The organism is Tateyamaria omphalii (assembly GCF_001969365.1).
GTDB classification, from domain to species: domain Bacteria; phylum Pseudomonadota; class Alphaproteobacteria; order Rhodobacterales; family Rhodobacteraceae; genus Tateyamaria; species Tateyamaria omphalii_A.
The window spans coordinates 24,350-45,631 of the sequence record NZ_CP019317.1 but is presented as its reverse complement, the minus strand read 5'-3'; the positions used below and the strand labels follow the sequence as shown (position 1 = coordinate 45,631).

Here is a 21,282-nt window from a genome sequence, read left to right as displayed (position 1 = left end):
GCAGCGAACTATGACCGGGACGGGTAAATCCCTACCAAGGCAATACAGTACCGGATCGTCTGGCTTGGATCCAGGATGCTGAACGGCTGGCTCCCACCTGTGTTGCCAATCATCTGAGAATTCATGGTGACGTTGGGATCTTGGTCGGAATAAATCGTTTCTTGCCCCACGCCCCGGTTCGGAGCTGCAGCCAAAAGCTTGTCCTTGGGGCCGCCCTTGTCACCGTCAAGGTTGGTCGCTTGTACCGAGTGACTGTGTGGGGCATTCTGTGACGCGGTGAGAGCGACCTGCTCCTGGCCGTCTCGCTGACCCAGCCTGACCGGACTTAGCCCGGGACCTGATCCTGGATGTGTGGGCACGCGGCCACGCAAGTCAGGCAATCCAAATGTCGTCCGCCCGTCTCCTCCGTAAATCGTGCCGAGCAGCGAAAACAAAGCGTCATTCTGCGACACGGCGAGCAACTGCCCTTCGGCAGCGGCCCAGCCGCGTGGGCAAAAACTGGTAATTCCCGTTGCCATGATTTCGCCAACGTATGGATCGCTTGCTTGTGCCTTTGCCGGGCCGGTTGTGGCAGCAAAGGACGCCACGACAGCGACTGCACTCAGGCAGGCAGCCTTGGAAAATATATGTGTCATCATGTTTTTCATGCCCTTGTCTCGGTTCAATTGCGCGACGGGAATATGCCGGTGATCGCGATGCAATGGGTGACGGCCAGTCTTGGGTCATTGATCTGGATCTGCGCACCGGCACCGGAATTCGCGATCATGCGTGAATCCATGAATTTGTTCGGTGTGAGCGTGTCACTGTAGATCGTCTCTTCGCCCACCCCGTTGATGCGCGATGCACCCAGAATTTTGTCACGCGGGCCTCCTTTGTCGCCATCAAGATTGGTGGCATTCACTGCATGGGAGTGTGACGGGAGTTGAGCTGCTGTCATGACAGTGGTCTCGGCACCTCCGCGTTGACCGACAGATGACGAATTGGTGCCTGCAACCAAACGACCGCGCAAATCTGGCAGGCCAAACGATGTGCGCCCGTCTCCGCCAAAATTTGTGCCCAACAGCGAATAGAGAGACTGGTTCTGGTTGATGGGCAGGATTTGACCATCCAGCGCGGCCCAGCCTCTTGGGCAGAAGTTGAAGCCGAACATGCGGATTTCTGCCAACATGGCTTGTTGAGCCGCGGCGCGGTTTGGCAGCACGGTTGCACCTGCAACTAGCGCCAGCGCCAAAGGCACACATGCGATTTTTGAAACGAATTTCATATTATATCTCCAGTGGTCGGTCTACGTCCCTGCGGACGGAAAACCTGGAAAATCTAGCGCGTCATGCGCGTCAGCTTCGTGATGGATACAGACCGTCCAAGGCAATGCACCGGGTCATAACCAGAAAGGGATCGAGCGTTGGAAGAGGTTGCGAGCCACCTGTTGCAGTGATCATCTGAGTTGACATTTCAACATTCGGCGCCTGCTCGGAGTAGATTGTTTCATCCCCCACACCACCACGGCGCGCCGCGGCCAGCAATTTGTCACCAGGTCCGGCCTTATCTCCATCCAGGTTGGTGGCATTTACGGCATGAGTGTGCGGCGCCAAATTGTTTTGCGTCAGGGTGACTGACGTCTGACCCTGTAGGCTTCCCATGACCCGATTGGTCAGACCGGGGCCGCGACCCTGCCCCATGCCGAGGCGGCCATTCAAGTTCGGCAATCCAAGCGTCGTCCGACCGTCTCCGCCATATGTCGTACCAATCAACGAGAACAGAGCAGTATACTGGGCAATCGGCAAAAGTCTTCCATCCGCCGGCGCAAAGTTGCGCGGACAAAAGTTGCCAGCGAAGGTCAGAATCGTCCCTATGAAGTATTCCTGCGCTGCGGCCTTATGCGTTGCCCCCGGCAACGCTCCGGACAGACCAAGTGCCAAAGCAACCGCGCCGCAAATCTTGTGAAAGCGAGCCACGTAACCCTCCCTTTTGAAAATTTCGTCAAGTGTAACAATAAGAACTGAGCGGATTATTGCGCAACCACGGCGTGCAAAGCAACTTCTCTTTGCTCACAACAGGAAAAAGAGACCTCTTGTGCGATTGTGCCTTGGCTTCAAACGACGGGCTGATCTGCTCTGCAACCCAGCAAAAATTTGCTCGGAACGCTGCCATTTGCGTGATGGCCGCCGCTAGATCCACAGGAAAAATGGTTTGCTTTGCTAAACCGAGGCCAGTCTATTGCCGATGGATGTCGTATAGGGTGCCACCCATAAACGGGCCTCTAAGCACGGCTTTCGATCCATCAGCCCACCGAATCGTAAGCCGTTGCCCGACTGCTCCAGCCAATCCAAAATGCACTTGCGGAGCGTCAAAGGACATGAACCCCCCACCCAACTGAATTTCGCGCATCTGAGTGCGCCCAAAGTCATCCTCAAGGCTCAGGATGGCACCGATACCATCGCGGTTGCCAACGGCATCTCGCAAACGGAAAACAACACCAGGGTTCTGGGTTACATTAGTGAAAACGCGCAAAGGCGCGTTCACGGGATAAGTGACGATATCCAGATCGCCATCACCGTCCAGATCAAAGGTTGTCGCAGCTGCTGTCATCAGGAAGTCTTCCAACCCGAATGGGCCAGACGCCTCAACAAACTGACCATCGCCCATATTGTGAAAGAACAGGTTGGAGGGTGAGACCTCGTTCGGGACCCATGTACCATTTACGATATAGACGTCCTGCCAACCATCATTGTCGAAATCTGCAATCTTTGTGTCCCAGCTCCACCCGCCAACTTCCAGACCGCGCGCCGCAGCAACGTCTTTCCAGACGCCGTCCTTCAGGGACAGCAGGACATTTGTGGACAAGATCTGTGGCGGTGTCAGATCCACGTCTGCCTGCAAAGGCGGCAGAACAGGTTTGAAGTGAATGTCGCAAAAGGCACGCGGAATAGGCTGGTCTTCCGCAATCAGCTTGCAAATCGAAGGATCGCGCCGCTGGATCGCAAGATCCTTGACCAGCATAGCCCGGCATTCATCCTGATTTTGTCCCGACAATTGCCCGCATCGTGAAGCAAAGCTGGGGTCGAAATTATTGCCAGCGCGGTACCACGCTTTGATCTGCATGTTCTGCACACAGACGGCGTGGTGGTCAGGGTCACTTATGCTGTCACAATACCTATCAAGCGACTGCATCTTGAGCGTCTCTGACACGCCAGAAGACCGCCCCGAAATCTGAGCAAAGTACAGCTCAGGCTCGCCAGCGTTACGTAGATCGGCCGACTTGATTGCCATCGTCGTCGTCGTTGTATGCTCGATACGGCCGGAGGCCCGCGTGATCATGTCGAATCCACCGGAACCATCACCAAGGTAAATGTAATCCGGAATCGAAAAGTCGTTGCCCACCAGCAAATCTGCGGTGCCGGAACTGTCGATATCCGAAAACAGAAGGCTCAGGGTTTCGCCCGGCACCCCTGGCAGAGCCGTCAGACGATCAAAGGTGCCGCCATCATTCCACAGAATATGATTGCGCGATTCCTCGCCCGGAATTTCACGATACCAACCCGCCGACCATTGCCCCAAGGCAATATCAAGATCACCGTCGCGATCTGCATCCGCAACGGCCAAGGACATCGTAAGAATTGCCTCAGGCGGAGCAGGCAAACGGAGCGCTCCAGCCATATCGAATTGCCCTTGCCTGTTTTGAACCAAGTAGTTGCCCGCCAAGTATGTCGCGAGAATGAGGTCCTGCCACCCATCATTGTCGACATCAGCCAAAACCGCATTGAACACGGGCAGTTCAGTCACAAAACCAAGGTCATCGGCACGCACCGTGAAACGCCCCGCACCGTCGTTGTCATAGATGTACAGACCGACACGCGTCGATGCCACAACAAGGTCGATATCGCCATCGCGGTCAATATCGCCGGACGCCAAGCTGCGTCCTTCCCAAAACGGCGGCCACATATCGCGAAATGAAAATTCAATTGGCTGGTCGATGCCGATGACGGCGGCATCTTTGCGCACAAAGCCGGTCCCGGCCGCCGCGGATGGGGCCGACAGTTGCGACGCTTGCACTGTAACCTCCGGCCCTCCGGACGCCATTGCAGCGCCCCAAGGCGTCGATGTAAGCAGGCGCAACGCGCGGTCGGATTGCAATTGATGATAGCTTTGAGCGCCAAGCCCGGCGATCACACCCAGCACCACCACAACAACAGACATCAGCCAGGCGGCGCGCTGCCCGATGGACTGAGCCACGATGAAGAACGAATAAACCGAAAAAATGCCCAAGGTGAACAGAAGGGCCATCACATATCCCGGCGCCAATCCCGCTGCCAACAATGCACCCGTCACCACCACGTCGAAAGCGATGGGAACCGGCAGAAACAGCCCGACAATGGCGACAACGACAAGCACGCCGATCCCGAATTGCAGCAAGACCACTTGATCCTGCGGGATGAGTGTCGCGGTGACAGCACCCAAAATGCCAGCCAGCAGCATCAGTGGCACAGTCATCTTGATGATGTACCACAGGTTTGCCCCGAAACTGCGCACCACGCCAAGTATCGCCTGGGCCAAAGGCTCTGACCGCGGCCCGTCGGGCATTGCTGCGGGCAGCGGGCACACCAATTCCTCGTCAGCGATTTGAACTTGCGGTAGAGCGCGGCAGATCAGTGGGACAGCCACCAGGATCACCAGAAGGCTCAGTACAATCTTGGCCAGTGCCATGTAAAACGGCAGCAGACTGAACAGCATGGTCAGCACTACAATGTTGAGCGTCGGCGAGGCGATCATGGCGCTTAGCGTGGTTTCTGCGCGCATACCGGCTGAATACAGTCCTCGTGCGATAGGCGCGGCGCAGTTCACGCACACACCCAATGGCGTTCCAAGGACAAGGCCCAGAATGGCATTGGGTGTTCCGCCGCGAAACGTTTTGCGCCGGAGGTAAGGTGCGAGTGTTAGGAAGGAAGCGGCGAAAAGAATGCCGAAAGTCATGCCCTTCTTGTTGGTGTCGATCCAGTTCAGAGTAGTCCAGAACATCCGCTCCAGCGTCGACATGCCGTTTGCCAGGGCGAATCGGGCCTCGAAACTCAGCGGGTCTTCGAGTTGGATGGCACCGGACATCATCGCCTTTTCGTCCAGCGACGGATAGCGTGACCCTGTCCAGAACAGATAGGCCAGGGCGCAAATGATCAGCAGCGCGACCGCAAAGCGCTTGTCATAGGGTCTGACGATGAAACGGTCCATGAACTCCCCCAGAGACCCGCGGCGGACAGGCACGAGCGTACACGCAGTGTGCCGCAAAAAAAACGGGTGCGGCAAGCGCACCCGTTCATCTCATAGATCAAACATGGATCAGGCCATCACTCACTTTGCGCTTCGGCTTCCAGCGCATCAAGCCGGGCTTGAAGTACAGCGTTCTGTTCACTCAGCGCCTGGATGGCGGCCAATGCAACGCCGGTGCCGTCCAGCGAAGAAATACCTGTTTCATCGCGACCGGTGCCAAATGCGGCATAGAAATCCTGGGCCATTGGACCGATGTGACGCACGCCGTCTTCCGCATCGTGCTTGTATGTCCACGCACTGACCGGCAACGCGCGGACTTTGGCAAGGATGTCATCAGCATCAACCGGAACAATGTCGGTCTTTGCGTTACGATCTGACGATTGCGTCAAGGCACCCTTGATCTCAAGATCGCCGGTGTTCGACAATTCCATCATGAAGGCTGACGCGGTTTCCGATGGAATGAACCGCAGCCCGCGTCCAGCGCTCAACATCCATTGGGCATCGGTGCGAGCGGTGTTGTTCATGAACAATTGAACCGCACCGTCATTTTCCATGCGCAGCATCTGCATCGCACCGCTGTTTCGGGCATCGACGATATGAATGCCAGCCTCACTCGCGCCGATCCCGGCGCTTGTTACCATCTTCAAAGCCGCATCCGGACTATCAGTTCCAAAACCGATACTACCATCCGCCGCGATAAACATGCTGTCTCCGGGCGCGCCAGGCTGGGCACGAAAGAACAGACGCGACGCGTTTGTCACGTCACGAATGAAGAAATTCGTTTCGTTTGCCGCGATATCGTAGATTTGGGGCGCAAAACCGTCCGATCCGTCCTGTTGAAGGCGCAGCGCGGGCGAATTGCCCCCGACGAGGTGCAAGTCCACCACCGGTTCGGACGTGCCGATACCAACATCGCCATCATCCTCCAAGTATAGGGTGTTTGCAGGGGCTGCGGCTTCGATGCGGAACGGGCTCCGACCCGCAGTCGCATCTTGTACAGAGAAGTGGTTCAGCCCACCGTTGCCGTCATCATTTGCGATAAGCCGCCAGTCATTTCCAGGGAAAGACGCCGAGGCTGAAGTGTCGTCAAAATGAATGCGCAGGTTGTTTTCCTTCAGCCGGATCGTATCGAAGCCAAAGCTTTCACCGGTGACGCAGTCAAAACCGACACAGAGGCTGCTTTGAATGATGACATCGGCGGTAAACACCTGTGCATCGCTCGCTCCAACACTCATACCGAGTGCGAGAGCACTGACAGCCATCGTCCTTGAAACAGGTTTGGTTGAAAACTTCATTGCTATCTCCTTGTCCCCTAGTATCAGGCTCAGCCCAGCACACGGCATTCTCTTATTCTTCTTCGGTCAGGTTCTCTGGCGCCACGATCACACCGCGCTCAACGTGGAAAGCGCCAGTGAGGTAAAATGCCTTGGCTATTGTATCTTGAGCGGCGTCACCACGCCCGTTGTTCTGCACATTCTTGATCTCTACCCGGTCTTCTGTCGCCGCAGATATCTCGTAGCGATACACACCGTCGATTACGTCACGACCTACAAGTTCAAACACAGGCGTACCAGACGCGGCAAAGATCGACACGACCTCACCGTCCGGCTTTGCGATTGTCATGGTCGTGTTGCTCAGTCCCGTCCAGTTTTCGAACCAGATCGCGTTCGAATTGTTTTGTTGTACAGGCTGAGGAGCGTCTGCTGCCGCCATACCAGCAACGGATACTGACATCAGCAGTGACCAAATGGCACGCTTCATGGAAATGTCTCCTTGCTCATGGCAAAGTAAATTACTTTGGCGGATGGGTGCTGCAATATTGTGCCGAAGGGTACGGCAAGCCGAAGTCGTTTCAAAGACAAATCAGCCTGCTTCGTACAATTTTCCCCTTAAGGCATGATCATCATGCCGTTTTTTTCAAGGAACGCTTTTCCGCGTGTTTCGGCCTCATTGATCTGCTCCGGCGTGGCAGTATTCGCAAAAAGCTCCGTCAGCGTCGGGTTCACTGTTCCGGCCCTTTGGGCCATCAGCATCCACATGTGGCCAAGCACAAAGTCCTGCGGGGCACCCTGTCCGCGGAAATACATTAAGGCCAGATTGGCCATAGACGGACCGTGCCCGCGTTCCGCGGCACTCTCAAAGTGGGTCCGCGCGGCGCGGATATCGTCAAAGCTGGCGTCTACTGCACTGACCAGCAACCAACCCATCTGGAACCGTGCAACGGGGTCGTCCGCGGCGGCAGCGTCGACGAGGATTTGCAGCGCTTCCTCACTCTGCGGCAGTGGAGCGAGGCGCGGGTCATACTGAAAGCCGCCGGCGCCCCGAACAGCCTGCTGCGCAGCTGTGCCAGACATTCGATACAGCGCATCAGCCCGCGCTGCGTCCTGCGGCACGCCAAATCCGTTTTCGTACAGCACACCAAGGTTCGTCATGGCCTGCGTCAAACCTTGCTCAGCCGCGGCTGCAAAGAGTTCGGCGGCACGGAAATAATCCTGTTCCACGCCGTCACCACGCACATAGAGCAAACCAAGGTTGTTCTGCGCGCGCGGATGGCCGCTGTCCAAGCCGATCTGATAGAGCCGCTTGGCCTCAGCAAAATCCTGCGGCACGCCTGCCCCTTTTTGGTACAGCACCCCAAGGCTGATCGTGGACGGCAAGTGCCCCGCTTGGGCCCCTGCGGTATAGAGGCCTGCAGCGCGGGTCAGGTTGGTTTCTCCCGCTTCGCTTTCCAGAACACTTGCCAGATCAAATAGGTAGACGGGATCCCCGGATGTTGCTGCTGCCTCAAGCCAACGCAAGGCAGCCCCGGTATCCCGGGCAACACCGCGACCTGTGTGGTAGAGCCGCCCCAGTTGGTTCTGTGCTTCCGCATCCCCTGCCTCTGCGGCCCGCGCGAACCATTGCGCCGCTGCGCTGTGATCTTGCAACGTTCCGTCGCCAGTTAAAGAGCGCAGTCCCAACTCAGTCTGTGCAGAGACATCACCGGCTTGAGCGGCATTGGTCAGATCTGTCAGCGAAAGCCGTGGCTGAGCAACTCCGATCGAGGCAAAAACGAAAAACACCACCGCAATGCCGAGCTTCAGCAAACGAATTCCAATCATCGGTCAGTTGTACCTGCGACGTGATCCGGCACCGTTGCATTCTCAAAGAAACTGCGCGCGGCGCCCTGTGCTTCAGCCAATTGCTCAGGGGTCATCAAGTTGCCAATCACTTCGCGTGTTTCAGCGGCATGTTCGATCCCATTGGTCGCCGCGATGTTAAGCCATTTGTGCGCCAAAACGTAGTCAAGCGTGACGCCTGCGCCTGTCGTATAGAGAACGCCCAAACGATGCTGGGCGGTTGGTGCACCTGCCTGCGCCGCCTTTTCAAGAAAGCGGGCCGCTCGCCTCGCGTCTTTGCGTTCATCCAGCAGGAAAAGACCGTAGCTTACTTGTGCATCCCTCAGCCCATTCTCCGCCTGCGCCTCAAGCCAGTTCAACGCACCCTCATCCCCCTGCTGCGCCGCCGCGACGGTCCACGGCACGCTGAAATGCGGCGGGACCATATCCTCCAGCGCGCCTTGCCCGGTAAGTTGACCCAAACGAACGGCGCCGCGCGTATCCCCCTGTTCAAAGGCTGTCCGATACAGCAACGCAGCAGCACGTAAATCCTCCGGCACACCGCGCCCGCTTTCCGTGAACTGGGCCAACATGAATGTCGCACGGGCCAAATCGGCATCGGATGCGGCCTTCAGATAGCTTGCCGCCTGCGCATCGTCCGTAAGGGTTTCGAATTCTCTGCTCAGGCCGATGGCCAGGTTGAACATCGCCCCAGGATCACCAGCATCGGCCGCCGATTTGAGCCAGCGATAGGCTTCCTGTTCGTTTTTCTGCAATGCCGCATTGCCGGTCATGTAAGCAGTGCCAAGAATGCGTTGAGCAATCGGCAGGTTCTGCTCTGCTGCACGTCTGTACCAGCGAAACGCAGCGGCTGTGTCTTGCTGAGACCCTTCTCCGGTGCGCAATGCGTTTGCCAGGAAAAACTGCGCCTCGGTATTGCCACCCTCGGCCGCCGCCGTCAGCCAGCGCAACGCCCGTTCCGTGTCGGGCGGGACAATATCACCACGTGAATAAGCTTGTGCTAAAATATACTGCGCCTCAACATAACCACCTGTCGCGGACCGCTCGAGCAAATCCAGCGCTGCGGCGGGATCTGCGGGCACACCCACACCATCCTTCATCAGCATACCGAGGTAGAACTGTGCTTCGGGAACATTCTGATCGGCTGCGATCCGAAGCAGCGCTGCGGCCCGCGCGGGATCACGCGATACACCGCTAGCGGAACCGGTCAGATACACACGTGCAAGCAATGTGGCGGCGCCCGGGTGGCGGTGCGCTGCAGCCGCATCCAGCAATTCAAGGGCCCGCACCCTTTCCACCGCACCGCCTAAGCCGTTCAACAGAAGTTGCGCGTACTGATACCGCGCCTCCGTGGCGTCCGGGTCTTCGGTCAGCGGCGCCAAGGCTTCGCGTGCAGTGGCATAGTCCCCTACCGCCAGAGCACTTTGGATGTCATCGGGCAGGATCCGAGCGACGGTCTCCGCTTGCGCCGCCAGTGCGACCGCTCCAAGAGCAAATGACAGAAAGAGATTTCGAAGAACAGGCAAGAGGTTTACATCATCCTTTCTGAAATAGTCGGCGCGCTTTCAGTGTCGATATCAAGCGCGAACTGCAGGTCTACCACAAGGGCAAACTCGGTACTTCTGCGGCGCGCGCGATCCACAGAATACCCCCCGATATGCAAAGAGCTGCCCCAAATGGTACGGCGCGCGCAGGGTCCAAACCGCCCGACCGCCGAGCGGTCAACAGCGCGAAGAGCAGAGCGAGCAAAGCAGCAACAAGCACAAGCAGAGGCAAATCAAATGGTCCCGCAAATGCACCAAGCCCCAACATGAGTTTCACGTCACCCTGCCCCAATCCAACGCGGTGACGCACGACCTGATATCCCCATGCCAGCAAGGTAAAGCTACCTACACCGAAGACCGCACCAATCATCGCCTGTTCCAAAGCAATGCCTCCGGGCAATACAGCCATGATAAGGGATGCAAAAGCCAGTGCCGCAGTCAGAACATTGGGCAAGCGAAACCAAGTCAAATCACAGGCGGTCAAAGCGATCAGTATCCACAGCCACAGGGCTGATACGGCCATATCGACTGCATCGCTCCCCCAGACCACCGCCATACCTGCGGCGCCGAGGGCCATGGCTTCGACATGAAAGGTAAAGGCTGGGATATTTGCGCCACAATAGCGGCACCGTCCGCGCAGTGCGATGTATGAGACAAGCGGAACCAGATCCCATGCCCGAAGGCTTTCCTGACACGAACGACAGCGCGATCTGGCGTGCACGACATCCTCGTCCCGTGGCAAGCGATCGACGAGCACCGTAAGGAAAGATCCCACCGCCGGAGCTATAAATACAAGCATAAATGGAAACCAGATCAGATCTTGCATAGCCTGTTGTGCCGTGGCCCGCGCGCATGGACAAGCCAAGCCGTGACCCACTATCATCGCATCGACAAAACAGCACTCGAATGGGGCGATGACAGGGACATGATGACCGGCACATCTTTTTTTGACGCCGTGGAACAAGAACGGTGCAGGCGTGATGCAGGGTTTTCCCTGCTTGAGTTGATGGTGGTCGTGGTCATCCTGTCCATTCTGGCACTTGTGATCGTGCCACGTGTCATAGACCGCCCCGATCAGGCGCGCGCGGCGCGGGCGCAATCAGATATCGCCACGATCGTCAGTGCAATCGAACTCTACCGGCTGGACAACTTACGTTACCCCACAACGCAACAAGGGATCGAGGCACTGGTCACGCGTCCGACAACCGATCCTGTGCCGGCGAACTGGTCCGCTGGCGGATACATCGACCGGGTGCCTGTTGATCCATGGGGGCAACCCTACCAATACCTTTATCCCGGTGTGCGGGGCGATTTTGATGTCTTCACCTACGGCGCCGACGGGGTGGCTGGCGGTACAGGCGCTGATGGGGATGTTGGCTCATGGGGTCAAAGCTGACTGATCCTGGGAACTCATGCGCAGGTTTCTCGTTGGTGGAGCTTGTCGTGGTTGTTGCTGTCTTGTCTGTGTTGGCCGTCGGAGCAAGCCTGACGACGGGACATGCAAACCGCGCGCAGAACGATCTGCGCGTCTTCCAGCAGGATTTCAAGCGCGTCGCCAGTCTTTCAATTCTCGGGCGGGAAACCCGAGGCCTGGGCATCACGCCACAGGGACTGACCCACTACCTGCGCACTGATGACGGTTGGAGCGTTGTAGGCAGCAAACGGGCGTGGCGCGGGTCGGTTCGGTCGCAAACAGACTTCCAAAGCAACGCCCTCCGGTCACCCAATATTGTATTTATGTCAAACGGACAGGTCAGCGGGTTTTCGGTCAGCTTTGAGCCGGACCGCGGTCCCAGCCTGACATGTCGATTGGATGAAGCGACGGGGCTATCATGCGAATGATCCGGCAGGATGACGGTTTGACCCTGTTGGAGCTGGTCGTCGCTGTTCTGATTTTGACGCTTGGCATTGTGGCAGTGCTTCGGACAACGGATCAATCACGCCTCGCCATTGGTGGAGCACAGGATCGCATCCTCGCACAGTTGACAGCATCCAACCGGGCCGAAGAGATCAAGTTGCTCGGCCCCAATGCACTCCTACCCGACGAAGTGATCATTGGCGGTCAGACATTTACACTGAACGCAGTAACCAGCGTGACGGCTGCGGGCCTGGTGCAATTCGAAATCACGTCGCGGTCTGAAAGAGGACCGGGCGCGCAGCGCACCATCTATGTTGGCAGACCTCTCCGATGAAACCACACAGCGATGACGGCACCATCGGACTGACGTTGATCGAACTGGTTGTCGCCATGGCGCTCTTTGCGCTGGTGGCCGTTATGGCCGTGCAAAGCCTTTCTGGTATGATACGCACATCTGACCGCCTGACCCAGATTGATGAGGCAAGCACGGACCTGGGCGTAGCAATATCATTGCTGCGCAATGATATATCGGCTGTGCTGCCGATGCGGTTTTATCCACCGGAAAGCGCGCCGTTTTCTGCTGTCTGGCAGAACGATGCGCGCACCGTGATAGGCCTATCGCTTGGAGGTCAACCGACTGCCCAAGACGTCGCCACGGACAGGCACTTTGCCGAATGGCGTTTTGATCAGGAGAACGGGACGCTGCGCAGACGACATTGGCCCACCCTACTCCCGGCGGACAGGGCGCAGGTCACAGGCGAACAGATCATCCTGCGCGGAGTTACCGGATTTACACTTCAAACCTACTGGCCCGGAACCGGATGGGTCGCCGGCCATCTGCCCCCAGCAACAACGCAACTGACGCCGCAAGCACCCATTGCCTTGGATCAAGACCGGGCTGGCTTGGCGCCCGCAGCCTATTTCAGCAACCTGCCAAGCGCTTTGCAAATTACCATCGGGACCGAACAGTGGGGTGATCTTCCGCTCGTTCAGGCGCTACAATGAGCAACTTGGAAAAGTCAGATGGCTTTGTCCTCGTCAACGCACTGGTGCTGCTTGCGGCGATGTCTGCCGTTGCCGTTCTTCTGCTGTCACGCGCCGAACACGGTCGCGCGCGGATTGCCGCTGCCCAAACCTCCGAGATCCTTCGCGACAATCTGGACGCATTTGATGCCTTGGGCCGTGTGGTTTTGAACCGCGATCAGCTGTCTGGGTCTTCGGACAGCGCGCAGGACGCGTGGGCCGACACAGTCGATACTGTATCCTTGGCGCACGGCACCGTATCAGGAAAAATTTCCGATCAGCAGGGTCTGTTCAATGTCAACTGGCTCGCTGATCCTGACGACACTTTGGCGCAAGATGGATTCGATGCGTTAACGGCGAATTTGGGTATTTCGCCCGCAGTCGTGGATTCGATTGTTGCCTATGTTTCGCGCGACGGACCGACCAACGCAGCTGCATACCGCGCGCTGACGCCTCCGATGGCGCCGTTGGGCGGCGTGGCATTTACTCTGTCGCAACTTGATACGATGCCGGATGTGTCCGGCGACGATCTTGCCCCTTTGAAACCCTTCATCACGATGCTGCCGCCGAGCACGCGGCTGAATGTAAACACTGCGCCTGAGCGCGTGTTGCGGGCGATGCTGCCGCAAATGTCTGACAGCCAGGTTCTGAGAGTCTTGCGACAGCGAGCGGACGAACCATTTGTCACGCTCAAGGATTTCTTCGAATTCACCAACCTCGACACCGATCTTGAACAGAACCCGCAAGCGGTGGATGCCGGGCGCTTCGATGTCGGATCGTCATGGTTTCAAGCGGAAACAACCGCGACGTTCGAAGCGCGCACGGCACGGCGCACGACACTGTTCAGGCGGTCGGCCGCACCAACCGGAACCCAAGTCTTTTGGCGCGTTTCGCACTTCGGGAACCATTGATTACAACAGATGCAAGGGGCATGGTCGCCATGCACATCAATGCAACATCAGGATCCGCGTGGCACGCAAAGCGCAAACAGCAAGGCAACAAGCATCGCCCGCGCGCCCAACAGTGGTACAGTTGACCGCCCCGGGCGCGAAGGCGCGTCGTGGCCAGGTTCTCGCCGTTCCAGGCGCGGACGTTGCGTTGTTGCCGATCGAGTTACCGACCAAGCTGCGCGGCCAGAACCGAGAGAATGTGGCACATCGCCAGATGCGTGACAAATTCGGTATCGACCCAGAGACTGTCGATCTGCGACCGTTTTTTGGCACAAAAGGATCGGAAGAATGGTCGCGCGTGCTAGTGACAGACAAGGCATTGATTTCAGTTTGGCGGGACGCAATCGACGAAGATGCGCTGGCGATACTGCCAGACTACCTTACTCTCCCAACGGCACCGGACGTTTGGACAGTGGCCGCGAACGCGCAAGGTGTTTCGGTCCGGTTGGGGCCAGATGACGGCTTTGGCGCACATGCAGACCTCGGCGCGATTTTGCTAAATGATGCACTCGAGGCTTGTGACAGGCGTCCCAAGGCGTTGTTGCGCATTGGCGAACCCATACCGGCTATCGACGCGATTGCATCCGAGCATGGCATCGGTGTCGAGACCGACGCAGGTTCGGTCGGAGCCAAAGCACTCAGCCACGGAGAGGTCGCATGCGACTTGCGTCGAGATCCGCAGCTGGCGCGCGCGCGTATGACGGCACGCATCCTCCCCTGGCGCTGGCCTATGGCATTTGGTCTTGTTGCCGCTATCGTTTGGGCCGCCGCCGAGTGGATCGTCACGGATCGCATCGCCAAGGAAACGCAAGCCATACGGGCGCAAACCATGGCCATCGTACAGGACCACTTCGTCGATGGAGCGCCAGTGGTGGATGTGCGTGTTCAGGTGGGACGCGTCCTCGCATCCGCGCAGGCACAGGCGCACAGTGAAGGTGATCGGCCCAACCCGCTGTCCCTGTTTGGTCAGACCGCCATAGTGCTGAACGCGGCCAGCGCACGCGCGGAAACAGCGAGTTTTGACACAGCCGAGGGCTTTCGTGTTGTCGCGATATTGGACAACTTTGCCGCCGTCGAAGACTTGGTCGCGGACTTGGAACAGGCAGGCATAAGCGTCGATTTGCAAGATACACGGGCAAACGACGCGGGTGTGCAAGCCACCCTTGCTCTGAGCACGTCAAACGGTGCAACCGAAGGTGATAACCAATGAGCGCACGGGTCATAGACGTATTATTGAGCTTAGCCCCAAGAGAGCGTTGGCTATTGGGGATCCTGGTGGCTGCGATCCTGCCGCTCGGGCTTGTTCTGGGTCTGCTCTTACCTATGCATACTGCCAAAACTGCCGCTCTGGACGCACGCACCGACGCCATTGCAATGAACATCTGGGTGCAGGCGCGGTTGCAGGAACTGAATGAAATCGCGCCGTCAAGCGCAGTCAGTCCTCAGGTCCCCATCGGAACCGGTGGGATAGAAAAAACGCTGATCGAAGCAGGCCTGCGGTCTGATGTTTCGGAGTTGAGCCAGGACGGTTCAGGTACCGTCAGCCTTCGGTTTGATGCGGTGCGTTTCACCCGATTGATGCGCTGGTTGTCGCGCACGAACGCAGGATGGGGTTACGACATCGCCCAGTTTCGGTTCGATTCGGGTGCCGAACCAGGTGACGTTCGGGCGACGATCACCCTGGCGCCACGCACTTAGCCCAAATTCTTCAACCGCGCCTCGATGCTTGCCTTGCGTCCGGTCAGGCTGCCCAAAGGATCAAGTTGAGGGTCGTTCCGCAACACTTCGTCGAAAGCTTTTTGCGCCGACGTAAGGTGCTCAGCGCCCTTCGCGATCTTGCCCTCGGCCAAAAGACCGAGCCCCATTTCGTGCGCGGCCGTTGCATAGACGGACAAAGCGGCGCTGCGATCGGTACCGGTTGTGCTTTCGGCCAACGCCCAAGACCCACGCGCTGCGTCGGCAAAGGCCCCGGACCGCAAGTGCACGTGTGCAAGCTCTAACTGGATGCGCTTGTTCAGCGGTCCAGCACGCTCCAACAACCCTGAGTAGAGACGTAACGCATTGCGATAATTCCCTTTTTCCAAGGCGTCTCGTGCGTTAAGATATGGTGACTGGAACGATTGGGTCCCTGAGGTGCCAGGTGCGACACAACCCACAAGCGCAATCATGAATACAGCCGCGCATACGCGACCTGATGTGCGTGTTGCCTTCATGTAACCTGCTCATTTCATTTTTTTCGTTTTGGAAAGAGTACTATAGACACAAATTCGCGTCCATTTTTTACACGCACAGAACATAAAAGGCCCAAGAATGCGCTTGATTGCGACTTTTTTCACACTGCTCGCCCTGGTTGCGACGGGTTTCGCCGGCAAGGGCCTGCACGCCGCCCTGTCTGACCCGACGCCAGCCGCAGCGCTCCGGAATGTTCCCGCACCCGTTGAAACTGTGTCAGCAACGCAGGGCATGGACGCCATGACGCAATGGCCCAATTTGTTTGGTGAGCCGCAGCCCCCCAAACCGCCAACGCCGGCTGCTCCCGTGCTGCAGACCGAGGTTGAGCCGCAACCACCAGCAATACCACTGGAGTCGATGGGGTATGCCCTGACCGGTGTGGTGCGCGCAGGCGATGCTGTTTGGGGAGTGGTCTCACATCCGACAGGGGATCAGATCCTGCGCGTGGGCGATCAGCTCAACGACAGAATGGCAATCGCACGTATTGATGAGAACGGGCTTTGGGTCGATGTCGGGGGCGACAAGACCGAGCTTTTAGGCTTCGCCGAATAGAGGCCGAACCGGAAAAATACGTCTGTTGCGCAGTTTCAGGTGCAAAATTGTGCTATTTGGCCTAAGTTCGGATCACAACAAAAGAACGGTTGCAAAAAAGCGACCAACAAAATGAGCAGGCTATGACCATAACTGAACGTCTTCGAGCGGCTGCGCTGGCGTGCATTTTGGCAACCGCATTGGTGCCGAACAAGGTACACGCCCAGGTGCAAGTAGATTTACGCGATGCAGACCTTCGCAGCTTTGTCGAAATCGTTTCTGAAGCAACTGGCCAAAACTTCGTAATTGACGAAGCCGTCCGCGGAACCGTCACTGTCCTCGCGCCGCAAGACCTTGAAGCGGATGAGCTCTATGCGGTGTTTCTCAACGTGTTGGAACTGAACCGCCTGACGATCGTCGAGGGTGTTGGAGCGGACCGTATCGTTCCCATCAACGTGGCCCGTGAATTGTCCACGGGATCTGCCCAAAACATCGCGGGAAACTTCGAAACGCGGGTGATAGAGGTTCAGAACACATCCCTCGAAGAAATTATCGAAGTCGTCCGCCCGCTTCTACCTGCCGAAGCTGTGCTGACGCCGGTCCCTAGATCCAAGCTTTTGATCCTGTCCGACCGCGGCAACAATCACGCGCGTATCGCTCAACTCATTGACCGATTGGATCAACCACGCGAACGCCCGATCGAGATGATACGCCTGCGCAACGCCGACGCACGTGACGTGCTCGAGGTGATCCAGTCCATGGACATCATACCGTCCGGAGCTGCCGTTTCCGTGGACGAGCGTTCGAACGCCCTGATCATTTCTGGCCCGCCCAATTTCCAACAACAACTGCGTGTGCTGGCGTCGCGTCTGGACACACAGCGCAACAACATCGTCAGCACTGCCGTTGAGTTGAACTATGCAGATGGGGCCGTGTTGGCCGACGTGGTCCTGCGTGCAATCACCAATCAGGTCAGTGACAATCCCGGGGACCAGAACACAATCCGGATCATCCCAGAAACACAAACCAACACTTTGCTGATCACTGCGCCACAAGAACGCGTGGATGACATCGTAAACATGATCCACTTTCTGGATCGTCGCCCGACGCAAGTGCTGGTGGAAGCCGTCATTTTCGAGATGTCAGTGGATGGATTTGCCGATCTCTCGGCCCAATTCGGGGCGGTATTGAATGACGCCATCATTGGCGGTGTCGAATTCACACTGACGGGTCGGCCCAGCCTGACAAACCTCGTCAGTTCGGTCCTGGACGGAGACATCGCGTCACCGGGCAACGGCGGGTCGATCGGGGTCAGCGCCCGCAGTCAGGGCGATGGAATCGTTGGACTGATCACCGCAATTGCCAGCAGCAACTCGACACGGTTGCTAAGCACGCCCTCAATCATGACCCTGAACAACCAAGAGGCAGAGATTGTCGTGGCGCAAAACGTGCCATTTGTGACCGGGTCCTTTTCCACCGTGGGCGATTCTGCACTGCCGGAAAATCCCTTTCAGACGATCGAACGGCAGGATGTGGGACTGACGCTGAAGGTTGTGCCTCAAATCAACGCGGACGAAACCGTCAAGCTTTCGATTGAACAGGAGGTGTCGCGGTTGACCAACGCAACGGCGTCGGCCGGTGGTGAGATCACCGCGCGCCGCGCGCTGACAACAAACGTGCTTGTGCACGACGGCAATGTCATCATGTTGGGCGGCCTGCTGGAAAACGGCTCTGGGTCGGTGTCCCAGAAAGTGCCCGGACTAAGCGAGATACCCCTGCTTGGTGGACTGTTCCGCGGCAAGAACTCAACCAAGAACCAAAGGGTCCTTTTGATCCTGATGCGTCCACAAGTGGTCAAGTCAGAAGCCGAGGCGCAACGTCTGACGCGCGCACTGGCACGCGAAGCCAAGGCTGCAAGCCTTGCCATAGCCCCTGCGAACGAGCAACAATTCCCGCGCACCAATATGGTCGGACTGCCGTTTGACGGCGCCGACCTGAATCAGCCCTTTGACGCCGGATTTGTGGATGACGTCGCACAGCAACGCAATTTCCCACCGCTCCCCTCGCGGCTCAAGTTTGACGAAAATTAGACTGCCATTTGCCTTTGCGCGTGACCAGCAGGTCATTCTGGATGGCTCACGGTTGGTCATTGGCCCGCAAGCCAGCACCATCGGTCTGCGCGAAGCGCAGCGGCGTTTGGGTTCACATCGGATGCCAATTCCAGACATGGTTGACCAGGAAACGTTTGCGCTTGAACTGGCCCGTATCTATCAGTCGGGGACCGGAGAGGAAGAGACATCCACGGACACCCTGCTCTTCGACCTCGAAGATGGGACAGACACCACCCGCCAGCGCGACTTGCTCGAGGACAGCTCGGAAGCTCCGGTGATCCAGCTGGTCAACCAGGTCCTGCGCCGTGCGGTCACGTCGGGGGCGTCCGACCTGCACTTGGAACCTTCCGAAGACGGTTTGCGCATCCGCATGCGCATAGACGGCTTTCTTCAACCGGTCATGCACAGGTCTGACGTACCCGTGAGACGCATTGTCTCTCGGCTGAAAGTCATGGCCGGCCTCGATATCGCCGAGACGCGGTTGCCACAAGACGGACGCATCCCCCTTTCGCTTGGCGGGCGTATGATCGACACGCGGGTATCGTCGCTGCCCGGCAATTATGGAGAGCGTATCGTTCTGCGGATTCTGGACCGATCCTCCGGCTTGCGCCCATTGGCCGATCTGGGGCTTTCAGACAAACAAGTCGCACTGCTGGAACGGATGGCCGCCATGCCCAACGGCATCATCCTTGCCACCGGGCCGACAGGTGCAGGTAAGACCACGACCCTGTATTCGCTGTTGCAGCTTGCCAATCGCGATGAACGCAACATCGTAACGGTAGAGGACCCGATTGAGTACGACCTGCAGGGCGTCAGCCAATCGCAAATCAACGCTGAAATCGGAATGACATTTGCGGCAGGTCTGCGGGCGACACTCCGGCAAGATCCGGATGTCATACTTGTGGGCGAGATCAGGGATGCCGAAACTGCGACAGTCGCTAGTCAAGCCGCACTGACCGGGCATTTGGTTCTGTCGTCGTTGCACGCGAATGGATCGGTGGGCGCCGTCGTGCGCTTGCGTGATCTGGGGTTGGACAACTTTCTGATCGCCGCCACCGTGCGCGGTGTAATCGCACAGCGGCTTCTGCGCCGCCTGTGCACGGAATGCGCCAAACCGCGTCGATCCACCGATGATGACGCTGCGCATTTCCTGCGCCATAACATGACCATCCCCGACGTGATTTTCGACGCAGTCGGTTGTGCATCCTGCAACGGCGCAGGATATTCGGGCCGAGTAGGTATCTTCGAAATGATTGAGATTGGCGACGCCCTGCGCCAAGCGATAGATCGCGGCGCAAATGAAACAGACCTGATGGCGTTGGCCTTGGGTGAAACCGAAACATTGATCGGTCAGGGCCTGCTTGAGGTCGCAGCTGGCCGCACCACGCTGGACGAGACATTGCGCGTTGTCGGGGATGTCGCGTGAACGCGTATGGCTACACTGCCTTTACAAACGCAGGCAAGCGCCGGAACGGCACGATAATCGCAGAAACCGAAAGCCACGCCGCCGCACAGCTTCAGGAACAAGGATTATATGTCTCGCATCTTGAGCTGCGTGATTCTGGCGGCGGCTGGCGTGCTGCATTTTCCGGGCAACGCACAGCCAGGCTCAGTCCCGATCTGCAAGCAGTATTCACAAGGCAAATGGCTGTCCTCTTGGGCGCGGAACTGCCGGTGGAGGCTGCACTTGAAGCGGTTCGGGAGGGCGGACAAGGTACCCTGGACACAGTGGCTGCCCGCGCTCGCGCGTCCTTGATGGATGGCGCGCCACTGTCCGAGGCACTGGCGCAGTCGGGCGCTGGTTTCGCCCCCTACTTTACGGCCGCTGTGCACGCTGGCGAGACAGCTGGTGACTTGCCAACTGTATTCGAAGCACTTGCTGAATTCTTGGAAACGCGCGGCACCGACCGGGCACAGATCACCAGCGCACTCATCTACCCGGGCTTTGTGGCGGCCGTATCCCTTCTTGTTTGCGGCATCCTTATGGTAAGTGTAGCCCCTGAAATCGTCGCAATGTTCGAAGTCACAGGCAGACCGCTGCCGACGATCACTCAGAATGTGCTAGCGGTCAGCGACTGGATACAAAGAAACGTGCTCGGGCTTAGTGTTGTTATCGTTGTCATTCTATGCCTGATCTTCGCCGCCAGGATTGTGCACCCCTTACGGACCAAACGCGACCGGCTGCTGCTGCAAATGCCACTGATCGGACGCTTTATGCGGCTGGCCGCTGCCGTGCAATATTTGCGCACACTCGCATTGATCCTTGGGGCAAAGCATTCGGTTCTCTCGGCGGCAGAGAATGCCGCCAGAGTGCTGACAATAGACAGGTTTCGGGCTGAGGCGGATGCGGTCTGTGTTGCTATTCGACAAGGCGAAACGCTGTCCAAAGCGCTTGATCGGCTCAGCATTATACCGTCAGTCGCGCGACAGTTGATCCGAGCCGGTGAAGCGTCAGTGCGGCTGGCTCGCATGACTGATCGTAGCGCCGTCTTGGTTGAAAACGGGTTGAGCATTGAACGCAAACGTCTGGCCGCTCTCCTTGAACCGGTTCTGATGATGGTTGTTGGTGGGTTTGTCTTGATCATTGTTCTGTCGGTGTTGCTGCCAATCTTTGATCTGCAGGCAGTCGTGGCAAGCTGAGGCAGTCGTGCC

General features: G+C 57.7%; 21 protein-coding genes and 1 pseudogene. 11 read left to right on the top strand and 11 right to left on the bottom strand.

Features of this window, described 5'->3' with window-relative positions; genetic code table 11:
• Nucleotides 1–8: 8 nt before the first annotated feature.
• From BWR18_RS20935 to BWR18_RS20895, 9 genes are all read right to left on the bottom strand, one after another.
• Complete coding sequence (locus BWR18_RS20935; RefSeq protein ID WP_254685024.1) at nucleotides 9–647, bottom strand: phage tail protein; 639 nt, start codon at nucleotides 645–647, stop codon at nucleotides 9–11.
• Between the two features lie 14 nt (nucleotides 648–661).
• Nucleotides 662–1,264, bottom strand: a complete 603-nt coding sequence (locus tag BWR18_RS20930) for a phage tail protein (RefSeq protein ID WP_254685023.1) — start codon at nucleotides 1,262–1,264, stop codon at nucleotides 662–664.
• 70 nt (nucleotides 1,265–1,334) lie between these two features.
• Nucleotides 1,335–1,955 carry a phage tail protein gene (locus tag BWR18_RS20925; RefSeq protein WP_254685022.1) on the bottom strand — a complete coding sequence of 207 codons (621 nt, stop codon included), beginning with the start codon at nucleotides 1,953–1,955 and terminating at the stop codon, nucleotides 1,335–1,337.
• A gap of 259 nt (nucleotides 1,956–2,214) precedes the next feature.
• Complete coding sequence (locus BWR18_RS20920; protein ID WP_076630843.1) at nucleotides 2,215–5,223, bottom strand: FG-GAP-like repeat-containing protein; 3,009 nt, start codon at nucleotides 5,221–5,223, stop codon at nucleotides 2,215–2,217.
• Nucleotides 5,224–5,339: 116 nt separating this feature from the next.
• Complete coding sequence (locus BWR18_RS20915) at nucleotides 5,340–6,557, bottom strand: tail fiber domain-containing protein (RefSeq protein ID WP_172839444.1); 1,218 nt, start codon at nucleotides 6,555–6,557, stop codon at nucleotides 5,340–5,342.
• A gap of 52 nt (nucleotides 6,558–6,609) precedes the next feature.
• Nucleotides 6,610–7,023: a hypothetical protein gene (locus tag BWR18_RS20910; protein ID WP_076630839.1), complete on the bottom strand. Its 414-nt coding sequence runs from the start codon at nucleotides 7,021–7,023 to the stop codon at nucleotides 6,610–6,612.
• A gap of 128 nt (nucleotides 7,024–7,151) precedes the next feature.
• Entirely contained in the window at nucleotides 7,152–8,363 is a 1,212-nt protein-coding gene (locus BWR18_RS20905) for a tetratricopeptide repeat protein (protein WP_076630836.1), read from the bottom strand.
• Nucleotides 8,360–9,907, bottom strand: coding sequence for a tetratricopeptide repeat protein (locus BWR18_RS20900; protein WP_076630833.1), 1,548 nt, complete (start codon nucleotides 9,905–9,907; stop codon nucleotides 8,360–8,362). Before BWR18_RS20900 ends, BWR18_RS20905 begins: the two co-directional genes overlap by 4 nt.
• Before the next feature lie 70 nt (nucleotides 9,908–9,977).
• Complete coding sequence (locus BWR18_RS20895; protein WP_172839443.1) at nucleotides 9,978–10,751, bottom strand: prepilin peptidase; 774 nt, start codon at nucleotides 10,749–10,751, stop codon at nucleotides 9,978–9,980.
• A 99-nt stretch (nucleotides 10,752–10,850) separates the two neighbouring features.
• Here BWR18_RS20895 and gspG point away from each other — a divergent pair, with 99 nt between their 5' ends.
• The 7 genes from gspG to gspM are packed head-to-tail and all read left to right on the top strand — an operon-like array spanning nucleotide 10,851 to nucleotide 15,454.
• Complete coding sequence (gene gspG, locus BWR18_RS20890; RefSeq protein WP_083957989.1) at nucleotides 10,851–11,321, top strand: type II secretion system major pseudopilin GspG; 471 nt, start codon at nucleotides 10,851–10,853, stop codon at nucleotides 11,319–11,321.
• Nucleotides 11,306–11,767, top strand: a complete 462-nt coding sequence (locus BWR18_RS22455; RefSeq protein WP_076630831.1) for a prepilin-type N-terminal cleavage/methylation domain-containing protein — start codon at nucleotides 11,306–11,308, stop codon at nucleotides 11,765–11,767. The genes gspG and BWR18_RS22455 overlap by 16 nt, the downstream gene beginning before the upstream one ends.
• On the top strand, nucleotides 11,758–12,117 hold the full coding sequence (locus BWR18_RS20880) for a prepilin-type N-terminal cleavage/methylation domain-containing protein (protein WP_157598972.1): 360 nt from the start codon (nucleotides 11,758–11,760) through the stop codon (nucleotides 12,115–12,117). Before BWR18_RS22455 ends, BWR18_RS20880 begins: the two co-directional genes overlap by 10 nt.
• The gene (locus BWR18_RS20875) at nucleotides 12,114–12,788 is read left to right on the top strand and encodes a hypothetical protein (RefSeq protein WP_076630828.1); all 675 of its coding nucleotides are present in this window, start codon (nucleotides 12,114–12,116) and stop codon (nucleotides 12,786–12,788) included. The genes BWR18_RS20880 and BWR18_RS20875 overlap by 4 nt, the downstream gene beginning before the upstream one ends.
• A complete protein-coding gene (gene gspK / locus BWR18_RS20870; protein WP_076630826.1) occupies nucleotides 12,785–13,717 on the top strand; it encodes a type II secretion system minor pseudopilin GspK in 933 nt (310 codons plus the stop codon). The genes BWR18_RS20875 and gspK overlap by 4 nt, the downstream gene beginning before the upstream one ends.
• Before the next feature lie 58 nt (nucleotides 13,718–13,775).
• A complete protein-coding gene (gene gspL / locus BWR18_RS20865; protein WP_254685021.1) occupies nucleotides 13,776–14,966 on the top strand; it encodes a type II secretion system protein GspL in 1,191 nt (396 codons plus the stop codon).
• Complete coding sequence (gene gspM / locus BWR18_RS20860) at nucleotides 14,963–15,454, top strand: type II secretion system protein GspM (protein WP_083957975.1); 492 nt, start codon at nucleotides 14,963–14,965, stop codon at nucleotides 15,452–15,454. The genes gspL and gspM overlap by 4 nt, the downstream gene beginning before the upstream one ends.
• On the opposite strand, the gene BWR18_RS22165 is transcribed toward gspM, so the two are convergent.
• Together BWR18_RS22165 and BWR18_RS22450 are read right to left on the bottom strand one after the other, a co-directional pair.
• Entirely contained in the window at nucleotides 15,451–15,690 is a 240-nt protein-coding gene (locus tag BWR18_RS22165; RefSeq protein WP_254685020.1) for a hypothetical protein, read from the bottom strand. The genes gspM and BWR18_RS22165 overlap by 4 nt on opposite strands.
• A 27-nt stretch (nucleotides 15,691–15,717) precedes the next feature.
• Nucleotides 15,718–15,924: pseudogene (locus BWR18_RS22450) on the bottom strand (hypothetical protein); the annotation flags it as partial.
• 142 nt (nucleotides 15,925–16,066) lie between these two features.
• On the opposite strand from BWR18_RS22450, the gene BWR18_RS20850 reads away from it, so the two are divergent.
• The 4 genes from BWR18_RS20850 (at nucleotide 16,067) to BWR18_RS20835 (ending at nucleotide 21,270) form a co-directional block, all read left to right on the top strand.
• Nucleotides 16,067–16,540, top strand: coding sequence for a hypothetical protein (locus tag BWR18_RS20850; RefSeq protein WP_076630817.1), 474 nt, complete (start codon nucleotides 16,067–16,069; stop codon nucleotides 16,538–16,540).
• Nucleotides 16,541–16,662: 122 nt separating this feature from the next.
• Entirely contained in the window at nucleotides 16,663–18,609 is a 1,947-nt protein-coding gene (gspD, locus tag BWR18_RS20845) for a type II secretion system secretin GspD (protein WP_076630867.1), read from the top strand.
• Nucleotides 18,596–20,056, top strand: coding sequence for a GspE/PulE family protein (locus BWR18_RS20840; protein WP_076630815.1), 1,461 nt, complete (start codon nucleotides 18,596–18,598; stop codon nucleotides 20,054–20,056). Before gspD ends, BWR18_RS20840 begins: the two co-directional genes overlap by 14 nt.
• Nucleotides 20,053–21,270 (top strand): type II secretion system F family protein, encoded by a 1,218-nt coding sequence (locus BWR18_RS20835; RefSeq protein ID WP_076630813.1) that lies wholly within the window; start codon nucleotides 20,053–20,055, stop codon nucleotides 21,268–21,270. The genes BWR18_RS20840 and BWR18_RS20835 overlap by 4 nt, the downstream gene beginning before the upstream one ends.
• The last annotated feature ends 12 nt before the right edge of the window (nucleotides 21,271–21,282 follow it).